This window comes from Agromyces binzhouensis (genome assembly GCF_004135055.1).
GTDB classification, from domain to species: domain Bacteria; phylum Actinomycetota; class Actinomycetes; order Actinomycetales; family Microbacteriaceae; genus Agromyces; species Agromyces binzhouensis.
This window is the reverse complement of the sequence record NZ_SDPL01000062.1, coordinates 1-11,069: the sequence shown is the minus strand read 5'-3', so window position 1 is coordinate 11,069 and position 11,069 is coordinate 1. Positions and strand designations below refer to the sequence as shown.

Sequence of the window (11,069 nt, the reverse complement as noted above, 5' to 3'; positions counted from 1 at the left end):
CCCACTGGCCGGCGCTCACCGAGGCGACGCGGCACCTCGACGCGCCGGTCGGCGCCCTGCACCTCGGCGCCCTGCGCTGGAACGCGCAGGAGATGCTGCGCCGCGCCGCCGGCGCGCCCATCCGCATCGCCACCAAGTCGATCCGGGTCCGTGCGGTCGTCGAGGCGCTCCTCGCGCTGCCCGGCTATCGGGGCGTCCTCGCGTACACGCTCGGCGAGGCGATCCGGCTGGCCGAGCGGATGCCGCAGCTCGACGACCTCGTCGTCGGCTACCCGACCGCCGAGGTCGCGGGCATCCGCCGGCTCGCGACCGACGCCGACCTCGCGCGCCGCATCACCCTGATGGTCGACTCGCCCGCCCAGCTCGACCTCGTGGACGCGGTCCTGTCGCCGGCGCAGCGCGAGACCCTGAGGGTGTGCCTCGAACTCGACGCATCCTGGCACGCGCCCCTGCTCGGCCACCTCGGCGTGCGCCGCTCGCCGGTGCACGAGCCCGAGGACGCCGGCGCGCTCGCCGCGTACGTCGCCGCGCGTCCCGGCTTCCGCGTCGTCGGGCTGATGGCGTACGAGGCGCAGATCGCGGGCGTCGCGAACGCACCTCGAGGCCGCCCCGTCGACGGGCTGGTGAACCGCTGGATGCAGTCCCGGTCGCTGCCCGAACTCGTCGAGCGGCGCGCCCGCGCGGTCGCCTCGGTGCGGCGCCATGCCGAACTCGAGTTCGTGAACGGCGGCGGCACCGGATCGCTCGAGGCGACCGCCGCGGACCCGTCGATCACCGAGCTCGGCGCGGGATCCGGCATCCTCGCCGGGCACCTCTTCGACGGCTACGCCCACTTCACGCCCGCGCCGGCCGCGGCGTTCGCGCTCGACGTCGTGCGTTCCCCGAGCCCGCGGCACGCGACCGTCCTCGGCGGCGGATGGGTCGCGTCCGGCCCTCCCGCGGCCGACAGGTTGCCCCGCATCGTCTGGCCGGAGGGGCTCCGGATGCTGCCGCGCGAGGGTGCGGGGGAGGTGCAGACCCCGCTGACCGGCGACGGCGCCGGGCGCCTGCGACCGGGCGACCGGGTGTGGTTCCGGCACACCAAGTCCGGGGAGCTCGCCGAGCACCTGAACGAGTTCGCAGTGGTCGACGGCGACGAGTTCGTCGGCACGGTGCCGACGTATCGTGGAGAGGGGGAGGCGTTCCTGTGACGGCGAGCGGAGCGGTCTGGCGCAACTGGGGGCGCACCGCGGCGGTGCGCCCGAATCGGATCGAGCGTCCAGCAGACGAGGGTGCGGTGCAGCGCGCGGTGCTCGCCGCGGAGGGTCGGCGCATCAAGCCCGTCGGGTCCGGCCACAGCTTCACCGCGATCGCGGCCGCGCCGGACATCCAGCTCGACCTCACCGACCTGTCGGGCGTGCTCGCCGCGGATGCCGCCTCCGGCCGCGTCACGCTCGGCGCCGGCACCCCGCTGCATCGCCTGCCGCACCTGCTCGAGCCCTACGGGCTCGCGATGGCGAACATGGGCGACATCGACCGGCAGACCATCTCGGGCGCGACCTCGACCGGGACGCACGGGACGGGGATCCGCTTCGGCGGTCTCGCGACGCAGGTCGTCGGCGCTCGGATCGTGACCGGCACGGGCGAGCTCCTCACGATCGGCGAGGCCGAGCGGGCCGAACTGCTCCCCGCGGTGCGGCTCGGCCTCGGCGCCCTCGGCGTGCTCACCGAGCTCACGCTCCAGCTCGTGCCGCGGTTCGTGCTGCACGCCGTCGAGCGGACCGAGCCGGTCGACCAGGTCCTCGACGAGTGGATGCCGCGCGTCCGCGCCCATGACCACTTCGAGTTCTACTGGTTCCCGCACACGGCGACGGCCCTCACGAAGGCCAACACGCGGCTGCCCGGCGATGCCCGTCGGTCCCCGCTCGGTCGCGCCGAGCGCTGGCTCTCCGACGAGGTCCTCGCGAACGGCGTCTACCGGGCGATGTGCGCGCTCGGCCGAGTCGCCCCCGGTGCCACGCCGCCGCTCGCGCGCCTCGTCGAGCGATTCACCGGCAACCGGGACTTCAGCGACCTCTCGCCGAAGGTCTTCACGACGAACCGGTCGGTTCGGTTCCGCGAGATGGAGTACGCGATCCCGCTCGACGCGGTTCCCGAGGCGTTCCGCGCCATCCGCTCCCTCATCGCGACCCGCGGATGGCGCATCAGCTTCCCGATCGAGGTCCGGGCCGCCGCTCCCGACGAGAACTGGCTGTCGACCGCATATCGGCGGGAGACCGGGTACATCGCCGTCCACCGCTACTTCCGCGAGGACCCCGCCGCGTACTTCGCAGGGGTCGAGGACATCATGCGCTCGCTCGGCGGGCGGCCGCACTGGGGCAAGATGCACACGCAGACCGCCGAGTCCCTCCGGCTGCTGTATCCCCGCTTCGACGACTTCCTCGCGGTGCGCGCCGAACTGGATCCGGAGCGGCGATTCGCCAACCCGTACCTCGACCGCGTGCTGGGCGGCGCCGAAGGGGCCGGCGGCCGGTCGGAGGTCAGGGCGTTCGACGGCGCAGCGTGATCGACCCGAGCACGATCGACCCGACGATCCAGGCCCCGATCACCAGCACCTTCCCCCAGATCCACGCCGCGTCCTCCGAGCCGTCGGCGACGGCCGTCAGCGCGTCGATCGCGAAGCTCAGCGGGAGCGCGTCGCCGATCGCCTGGAGCACCTCGGGAAGCTGGTCGCGCGGCAGGAAGATCCCGCCCAGCAGGATCTGCGGGAACACCAGCACGGGCATGAACTGCACCACCTGGAACTCGGTGCGCGCGAACGCGCTGGCGAGGAGGCCGAGCGCGGTGCCGAGGAGGGCATCGGAGACCGCCACGGCGAACAGGAGCCAGATCGATCCCTCGATCTCGAGGCCGCACACCCAGACGGCCCACGACACCGCGATCGCCGTCTGGAAGATCGCCAGGAGTCCGAACGCCAGCGCGTAGCCCAGGATGAAGTCGCCCTTGCCGAGCGGCATCGAGAAGAGCCGCTCCAGGGTCCCCGAGCGCCGCTCGCGGAGCGTCGCGATGCTCGTCACGAGGAACATCACGATGAAGGGGAACAGCGCGATCATCGCCGGACCGATCGTGGCGAACACGTCGGTGTCGGTGAAGATCCAGGCGACGAGGCCGATGAGCAGGCTCGGCACGACGAGCAGCAGCCCGATGGTGCGCGGATCGTGCCGGATCTGGCTGAGCACCCGACCGGCGGTCGCGAGCGTGCGCGCGGGCGTCATCGCGACGTCTCCTCGTCGGTCATCGGCGTGGTCGCGCGCTCGATGAGCGTGAGGAACGCGGTCTCCATGTCGTCGGTTCCGGTCGCGGCGAGCACGCTCGCGACCGACGCGTCGGCGAGCAGCTCGCCGTTCCGCATCAGCAGGAGCTGGTCGCAGCGCTTGGCCTCGTCCATCACGTGGCTCGAGACGATGAGGGTCGCGCCCTCGCCCGCCAACTGGTGGAAGAGCTCCCACAGCTCGACGCGCAGCACCGGGTCGAGCCCGACCGTGGGCTCGTCGAGGACGAGCAGTTCGGCGTCGCCGAGGAGTGCGGCGGCGAGCGAGACACGGCTCCGCTGCCCGCCCGAGAGCGAGCCGGCGAGGCGTCGCTCGACGTCGCCGAGATGCGTCCTCGCGATCGCCTCGTCGACCTTCGTCCTCCGGACGCCGAGCACGCGGGCGAAGTAGGCGAGGTTCTGCCGCACGGTGAGGTCGTCGTACACGCTCGGCTGCTGGGTCACGTACGCGACGCGGCGGCGGAGCTCGCGCGAGCCGGCGGGGAGTCCGAGCACCTCGACCGTGCCCGACTGCACGACCTGCACGCCGACGATCGAGCGCATGAGCGTCGTCTTGCCGCTGCCGCTCGGGCCGAGGAGGCCGACGATCCGCCCGCGCTGCACCGTGAGCGAGAGCCCGTGGAGCACGGGCGTCCTCGCGCGGCGCACGTGCAGGTCGCGGACGACGATGACGGAGTCCGCGCCGTCGCCCTCGGGCGTCCCGCGGGGTGTGGTCGCGGCCACGGCCGCCGTCGGTGCGCGGTGTCGTGCGTGCGGGGTGGAGGACTCGTCCACGTGGCCGAGCCTACGCCCCGGAGGGACGCCTCCGCTCGCTTCGAGTCTCATGGGAGTTGAGGCGCCTCGCGGGGCCGATCGCTAGGATTGATCGTCCAGTGAATTCGTCGCCGAAGCCTCAGGAGTCCCCGCCATGGAATGGCTGATCCCGCTCATCATCGTCGTCGTCCTCGTCCTGGTGATCGGCATCTACCTGTGGGCGACCTACAACTCCCTCGTGACGCTGAACGTCCGCGTCGACGAGGCGTGGAGCGACATCACGGTGCAGCTGAAGCGTCGCGCCGACCTGATCCCGAACCTCATCGAGGCGGTCAAGGGCTACGCGGCCCATGAGAAGGCCGTCTTCGAGAACGTCACCAAGGCACGTGCCGAGACGCTCTCCGCCGGTGGCCCGGCCGAGGCATCCGCTGCCGAGAACCACATGCAGCAGGCGCTGAAGTCGATCTTCGCGGTCGCCGAGGCGTACCCGCAGCTCCAGGCCAGCCAGAACTTCCTGCAGCTGCAGTCCGAGCTCGTCGACACCGAGGACAAGATCCAGGCGTCGCGCCGGTTCTACAACGGCGGCGTCCGCGAGCTCAACACGAAGATCAAGGTCTTCCCGAACACGCTGTTCGTGCGCAGCCTCGGCTTCCACGAGCGGGAGTTCTTCGAGGTGACGGAGGCGGCGGCCATCGCCGAACCTCCGCGCGTGCAGTTCTAGCCGCCGATGTACCGAGCGATCGCCCGGAACAAGCGCAACTCCGTCTTCACGATCCTGCTCTTCCTCGCCATCGTCGGCGGGCTCGGCTACCTCGCCGCGGTGATCTACCAGGACCTGACCATCGTCGTGATCACGCTCGTCATCGCGACGGCGTACGCGCTCTTCCAGTACTTCACTGCCGACCGGCAGGCCCTCGCCATGTCGGGCGCGGTCGAGATCCACAGCGTGTCGGAGCATCCGCGGCTCTGGCGCACGGTCGAGAACCTCTCGATCACGACCGGTACGCAGATGCCTCGCGTCTTCGTCATCTCGGACCCTGCACCGAACGCGTTCGCCACCGGACGCGACCCCGAGCACGCGATCGTCGCGGCGACCACGGGGCTGCTCGAGATCATGGACGACTCCGAGCTGGAGGGCGTCATGGCGCACGAGCTCGGGCACGTCCGCAACTACGACATCCGGCTCTCCATGATCGTGTTCGGCCTCGTCGTCGCCGTCGGCTTCATCTCCGACATGTTCGTTCGCATGGCCTTCTTCGGGCGGAACAGCAACGGCAATCCGGTCGTCATGATCTTCGGCCTGGTGGCGATGCTCATCGCGCCGCTCGTCGCGAGCCTCGTGCAGCTCGCGATCTCGCGGCAGCGCGAGTACCTGGCGGATGCCACGGGCGCGATGACCACCCGTCATCCCGACGCGCTCGCACGCGCCCTGCTCAAGCTCGAGCAGTACGGCCGCCCGATGCGGCGCCAGAACTCGTCGATGGCGCACCTCTGGATCGCCGACCCGCTGAAGCCCGGCGTGATCGACCGCCTGTTCGCGACGCACCCGCCGATCCCCGATCGGGTGAAGCGACTGCACGAGATGGGCCGGAGCTTCTAGACCGCCTCCGTTGCGGCCGGGGTGCTCGGCGTCACGGGACGGCGCTCGTCGGTACGGTGCTCGTCGGTACGGTGCTCGTCCGCGCGGAGTCGCCGAGGGCCGAGCGGATGGCAGGCGAGAGGTCGCCGCGACCGGTCACCGTCACGTCGTCGAGGCCCTGCCACGCCGCCGCTGCGCGGAGGACCGGTACGAGCCGCTCTGCGGTGTCTCCGGGGGCGCCGGCCTCGGCCCAGGCGGACTGGACGCGCAGCACGCCCGCCTTGCGATCGCTCTTGAGGTCGACCCTGCCGACCACGCGGTCGTCGAGGAGCACGGGCAGCGAGTAGTAGCCGAACTTGCGCTGGGGCTCCGGGGTGTAGATCTCGATGCGGTAGTGGAAGTCGAAGAGGCGCTCGGTGCGCGGGCGGAACCAGACGACGGGGTCGAACGGCGAGAGCAGCGCGACGGCCTCGATGCGTCGGGGTCGTCGGGCGTCGCGGTGCACCCAGGCGGTCGCCGCCCGGCCGCCGTTGCCCCAGCCCGGCACCTCCACCGGCACCAGAACCCCTGCGTCGACGAGGTCGGCGATCGCGGGCCGGACCTGCGTCTGGAGCATCCGCCAGTAGTCGGCGAGGTCGGCGACGGTCGCGATGCCCAGCGCGAACGCGGCCCGCTCGACGAGGACGCGGATCGCGTCGGGCTCGGGTGGCCCGTGTTCGAGCAGGTGCGGTTCGAGGGCCTGCTCGGGCAGCGCGTAGACGCGCTCGAATCGCCGGCGCTCGACGCAGACGACCTCGCCGGTCCGGAACATCCACTCGAGCGCGCGCTTCGCGTCGGACCAGCCCCACCACGGGCCTCGACGCTCGTTCGCATCGTGCTCGATCGCGCTCGCGGGCATCGGCCCGTTCTCGGCGAGCTCGGCCAGCAGCCACGTCGCCAGGTCGCGGTTCTCGGTCAGCCACCCGCCCCAGGCGGACGCGCCCTCCCGGCGGTACTCGGCACGCCGGAACTCGAACAACGGCCAGAGGTCGCGCGGGATGAAGGCCGCCTGGTGCGCCCAGTACTCGACCATGCGCCCCTTGCGCCCCCACGACATGCGGTCGAGCAGGTCGCGGTCGTACGCGCCGAGACGACTGAACGCCGGGAGGTAGTGGCTGCGCTCGAACACGTTCACCGAGTCGATCTGCAGGAGCCCCAGCCGGTCGACGACGCCCGCGAGCTGTCGCGTGCCGGGCGATTCGGGAGCGGCGCGACCGAAGCCCTGGGCAGCGAGTGCGATGCGACGTGCGAGCGCGGGAGAGACCTGGTCGACCATGGTGTCTCGACCATAGCGATGACCGCCGACACATGGCCGTCCGCGCATGCACCCGCGCCTAGACTGTGACGGTGACCGAGGCGAAGGGGACCTCGCGTGCGCGGCGGATGCGCGTGCGCCGATCCTCCACGTCCGAGCGGGCGTCCCGAGGCGCCGAGCGGCCCGATGCCGAGCCCGTGCGCGACGCGGCGGCATCCGTGCCCTATCCCATGCGCGTCGCCGCCGCGTGGTCGTGGCGGCTGCTGCTCGTCGGCGGGGTGCTCGCCGTCGTCATCTTCCTGGTCATCCAGCTGCGACTCGTGATCATCCCGGTCCTCGTCGCCATGCTCATCTCGGCCCTCCTCGTGCCGTTCTCGGAGTTCCTCCAACGGCACCGGTGGCCCAAGGGGCTCGCGGTCGCCGCCGCGATGGTCGCGACGCTCGCATTCGTCGGAGGTCTGCTGACGCTCGGCATCTCCCAGATCGTGCGCGGCTCCGCCGACCTCGCCGAGCAGAGCGTCGTGGCGTGGGAGGACTTCCGGGCGTGGCTCCTGGAGGGGCCGCTGCACGTGACCTCCCAGCAGTTCGACCAGGTGGTGCAGCAGGTGGTCGAGGCCGCGCAGCAGCAGAGCGGGGTGCTCGTGTCGGGAGCGCTGTCGGTGAGCTCGTCGATCGGGCACTTCCTCGCCGGGCTCCTGCTGGCCCTCTTCGCCACGCTCTTCATCCTGATCGACGGCCGCGGCATCTGGGACTGGATCGTCGGGATCTTCCCCCGCCGCGCGCGCGCCGCGATCGACGGGGCCGGTCGATCGGGCTGGTCGACGCTCGAGAACTTCGTCCGCGTCCAGATCTTCGTCGCGGCCATCGACGCGGTCGGCATCGGCCTCGGCGCGCTCCTGCTCGGCGTTCCCCTCGCGATCCCGATCGCCGTGCTCGTCTTCCTCGGCTCGTTCATCCCGATCGTCGGTGCGGTCGTGACGGGTGCGCTGGCCGTGTTCGTGGCACTCGTCTACAACGGCTGGGGCATCGCGCTCGCGATGCTCGGCGTCGTGTTGCTGGTGCAGCAGGTCGAGGGTCACGTGCTGCAGCCGCTGATCATGGGCACCGCCGTCAAGGTGCACCCGCTCGGCGTAGTCGTCGCGGTCGCCACCGGGTCGCTCCTCGCGGGCATCCCGGGCGCGCTCTTCGCGGTGCCCGTGGCCGCCGTGGCCAACGTCATGATCATGTACATCTCGGGCGGCGCCTGGAGGCAGGCCGAACCGCCCCCGCCCGCCGAGATCCGATCTCCGCTGTGGCGCACGGTACCCCAGCGACCCGGATACGGACGGTGACATGAACCACGCCCTCGACACCACCTCCGCCGAGGCGAGCGGAACCGCCGGAGTAGCGCTCCCCGGCCCGACCCTCGCCGACTTCGAGCACGCCCAGCGCACGGTCGCCGCCATCGCCCGCCGCACGCCGATGGAGACCTCGCGCTACCTCGGCGCGATCGCGGGGGTGCCGGTGCACCTCAAGTGCGAGAACCTGCAGCGTACGGGGTCCTACAAGCTCCGCGGCGCCTTCAACCGGCTCTCGGCGCTCACCGCCGACGAACGCGCGAGGGGCGTCGTGGCGGCGTCCGCCGGAAACCACGCGCAGGGCGTCGCCTACGCGGCGAGAGAACTCGGCATCCGGGCGACCATCTTCATGCCCGTCGGCGTCGCGCTGCCGAAGCTCGAGGCGACCAGGGCGTACGGCGCCGACGTCGTGCTCCGCGGCGACTCGATCGGCGAGACGCTCGAGGCGGCCGCCCGGTTCGCGACCGAGACCGGCGCGACCGTGATCCCGCCCTACGACCACGCGGACGTCATCGCCGGACAGGGCACGCTCGGCCTCGAGATCCTCGAGCAGGCTCCGGACGCGACGACCATCGTCGTGCCGATCGGCGGCGGCGGGCTCGCCTCCGGCATCGCGAGCGCGGCCAAGCAGAAGGCCGCGGCGCTCGGCCGGACGGTGCGCGTGATCGGCGTCCAGGCCCAGAACGCCTCGCCCTACGTGCCGTCGCTGGCATCGGGCGAGCCGACCGCCGTCCCGGTCGTGCCGACGATCGCCGACGGCATCGCGGTGTACCGGCCCGGCGAGCTGAACTTCGAGATCATCCGCGACGCGATCGACGAGGTCGTCACGGTCAGCGAGGACGACATCGCCCGGGCGCTGCTCGTGCTGCTCGAGCGGGCGAAGCTCGTCGTCGAGCCGGCCGGGGCGGTCGGGGTGGCCGCACTCATGACCGGGAGGGTGCGCTCCGACGGCCCACTCGTGGTCGTGCTCTCGGGAGGGAACATCGACCCGCTGCTCATGCAGCGCGTGATCGCACACGGCCTCGCGGCATCCGACCGCTACCTGACGCTGCGGATCGGGCTGCCCGACCGCCCGGGCCAGCTCGCGCGCATCTCCGAGCTGCTCGCCGCGGCGAACGCGAACGTCGTCGAGGTGCTGCACACGCGCCACGGCGCCGGCATGCAGATCTCCGAGGTCGCGCTGCAGCTCTCCGTCGAGACGCGGGGGCCGGTGCATCGCGAGGAGGTCGTCGCGATCCTGCGTCGCGCCGGATACGAGCCGGAGATCATCGCCGAGTGACCGGCGGCTGATCCCGGAACGCGGAACGGCCCCTCCGATCGGAGGGGCCGTTCGCGATTCGCCGGGTCAGCGCGTCACTGCCCGGACCAGGTGTCGACGCCGGTGATCTCGACGGCGATCTCGCGGCCGTTCGGCGTGGTGTACGAGGTGGAATCGCCGACCTTCAGGCCGAGGATCGCCGCGCCGAGGGGCGACTGCTCGCTGAAGACGTCGAGCTCTGAGTCGCCCGCGATCTCGCGGCTGCCGATGAGGAACCGCTCCTCGTCGCCCGCGACGACCGCGGTGATGACGGTGCCGGACTCGACGACGCCGCTCGAGGTCGGCGCCTCGCCGACCTCGGCGTGGCGGAGCAGCTCGGTGAGCTGGCGGATGCGGGCCTCCTGCTTGCCCTGCTCGTCCTTCGCGGCGTGGTAGCCGCCGTTCTCCTTGAGGTCGCCCTCCTCACGCGCGGCCTCGATGCGCTTGGCGATCTCGTCCCGGCCGGTCGTGGAGAGGTGCTCGAGCTCGGCGTTCAGGCGGTCGAAGGCCTCCTGGGTGAGCCAGGTGACGGTGGCGTCCTGCGCCATGGTGCACACTCCCGTGGATAGACATGTCGCCCCAGCGTCTGCCGGGGCGAATCACCCATTCTACCGAAGCCAGCAGGTGGAGATCAAACCGGTGTTGGCCTCCTGCGCCGTCCGAACGGTCTCGGTGAAGGTGCGCAACGGCCGGTCGGACGCCGGGATCTCGACCACCTTCCATCCGACGACGGTGAAGTCCTCGTTGAACGCCTGGACGACGCACGCGGTGGCGTTCCCGGACGGAACCGACAGGCGCCAGGTCACCTCGACCGCACGCGTGTCGAGGAGTTCGTGACCGAGATCGGTGGCCTGCACGAGTGGCGTGTTGCCGTCGAGCCCCGCCCAGACGACCCACGAGACGAGGACCGCCGCGAACGCGATCGCGCCGCCGACGAGGATGGACCGGTCGCGGCGACGGCGAGCGGGCGTACGGCCGTAGCGGCGGGCGAGGTCGGGTGCACCGGTCGATCCGCTCGCGTCGGCGGAGGATCGGGTTCCCGCCGGTGCGGGGACGCCGTCGAGTGCGGCGTCCTCGGCCGCCGCGTCGGCGGACTCGCGTCGGGGCACCGAGCGGCTCCTTCCCGGGTGGATCGTCTAGGCTTGGCTCCCAGCCTAACCCGCCGTCCCTGAAGGGAATCCGATGCTCGTCGCGCCCGCCGTCACCATTCGCGGAGACCGCCGATGAGCCCCGCGCTCGCGTCGGCGCTCACGCTCGTCGCGGCCGCCGAGGAGGAGTTCGACCCCAACGACGTCACTCCCGGCGTGGTGGGGTTCATCGCCACCATCCTGATCATGGGCGCGGTGCTGCTGCTCGTGATCGACATGGTCCGACGCATCCGCCGGGTGAACTACCGGGCCGAGGCGCGCGAGCGCATCGCGGCCGAGGAGGCCGCCGCGGCCGAGGCCGCGGTCGGCGGCGACACGCCGGTCGAGGACGCGGATGCGTCGCAGGCGGAC

The 11,069-nt window shown here is 71.7% G+C and carries 12 protein-coding genes; 7 read left to right on the top strand and 5 right to left on the bottom strand.

Annotated features, from left to right (window positions below; translation table 11 throughout):
- On the top strand, positions 1–1,190 hold a 1,190-nt coding region (locus ESO86_RS05400; protein ID WP_129233878.1), incomplete at its 5' end, for an alanine racemase.
- Entirely contained in the window at positions 1,187–2,545 is a 1,359-nt protein-coding gene (locus ESO86_RS05395) for a D-arabinono-1,4-lactone oxidase (RefSeq protein ID WP_129233876.1), read from the top strand. The genes ESO86_RS05400 and ESO86_RS05395, both read left to right, overlap by 4 nt.
- Here the strand turns inward: ESO86_RS05395 and ESO86_RS05390 are convergent.
- Together ESO86_RS05390 and ESO86_RS05385 are read right to left on the bottom strand one after the other, a co-directional pair.
- Positions 2,520–3,254, bottom strand: a complete 735-nt coding sequence (locus ESO86_RS05390) for an ABC transporter permease (RefSeq protein WP_129233874.1) — start codon at positions 3,252–3,254, stop codon at positions 2,520–2,522. The genes ESO86_RS05395 and ESO86_RS05390 overlap by 26 nt on opposite strands.
- Positions 3,251–4,084: an ABC transporter ATP-binding protein gene (locus ESO86_RS05385; protein WP_422836477.1), complete on the bottom strand. Its 834-nt coding sequence runs from the start codon at positions 4,082–4,084 to the stop codon at positions 3,251–3,253. The genes ESO86_RS05390 and ESO86_RS05385 overlap by 4 nt, the downstream gene beginning before the upstream one ends.
- Before the next feature lie 133 nt (positions 4,085–4,217).
- Here ESO86_RS05385 and ESO86_RS05380 point away from each other — a divergent pair, with 133 nt between their 5' ends.
- Entirely contained in the window at positions 4,218–4,784 is a 567-nt protein-coding gene (locus ESO86_RS05380; RefSeq protein ID WP_129233870.1) for a LemA family protein, read from the top strand.
- 6 nt (positions 4,785–4,790) lie between these two features.
- A complete protein-coding gene (locus tag ESO86_RS05375) occupies positions 4,791–5,663 on the top strand; it encodes a M48 family metalloprotease (RefSeq protein WP_129233868.1) in 873 nt (290 codons plus the stop codon).
- 31 nt (positions 5,664–5,694) lie between these two features.
- Here the strand turns inward: ESO86_RS05375 and ESO86_RS05370 are convergent, their stop codons facing one another.
- Positions 5,695–6,957, bottom strand: coding sequence for a winged helix-turn-helix domain-containing protein (locus ESO86_RS05370; RefSeq protein ID WP_129233866.1), 1,263 nt, complete (start codon positions 6,955–6,957; stop codon positions 5,695–5,697).
- 71 nt (positions 6,958–7,028) lie between these two features.
- Between ESO86_RS05370 and ESO86_RS05365 the strand changes: the two genes are divergently transcribed.
- Positions 7,029–8,267 carry an AI-2E family transporter gene (locus tag ESO86_RS05365; RefSeq protein ID WP_242492215.1) on the top strand — a complete coding sequence of 413 codons (1,239 nt, stop codon included), beginning with the start codon at positions 7,029–7,031 and terminating at the stop codon, positions 8,265–8,267.
- Between the two features lies 1 nt (position 8,268).
- A complete protein-coding gene (gene ilvA, locus ESO86_RS05360; protein ID WP_129233864.1) occupies positions 8,269–9,552 on the top strand; it encodes a threonine ammonia-lyase in 1,284 nt (427 codons plus the stop codon).
- Between the two features lie 74 nt (positions 9,553–9,626).
- Here the strand turns inward: ilvA and greA are convergent, their stop codons facing one another.
- Together greA and ESO86_RS05350 are read right to left on the bottom strand one after the other, a co-directional pair.
- Positions 9,627–10,118, bottom strand: a complete 492-nt coding sequence (gene greA, locus ESO86_RS05355) for a transcription elongation factor GreA (protein ID WP_129233862.1) — start codon at positions 10,116–10,118, stop codon at positions 9,627–9,629.
- A gap of 60 nt (positions 10,119–10,178) precedes the next feature.
- Entirely contained in the window at positions 10,179–10,679 is a 501-nt protein-coding gene (locus tag ESO86_RS05350) for a DUF4307 domain-containing protein (protein WP_165307351.1), read from the bottom strand.
- Positions 10,680–10,793: 114 nt separating this feature from the next.
- Between ESO86_RS05350 and ESO86_RS05345 the strand changes: the two genes are divergently transcribed.
- Positions 10,794–11,069 (top strand): hypothetical protein (locus tag ESO86_RS05345; RefSeq protein ID WP_129233859.1); only part of this gene is annotated, 276 nt, incomplete at its 3' end.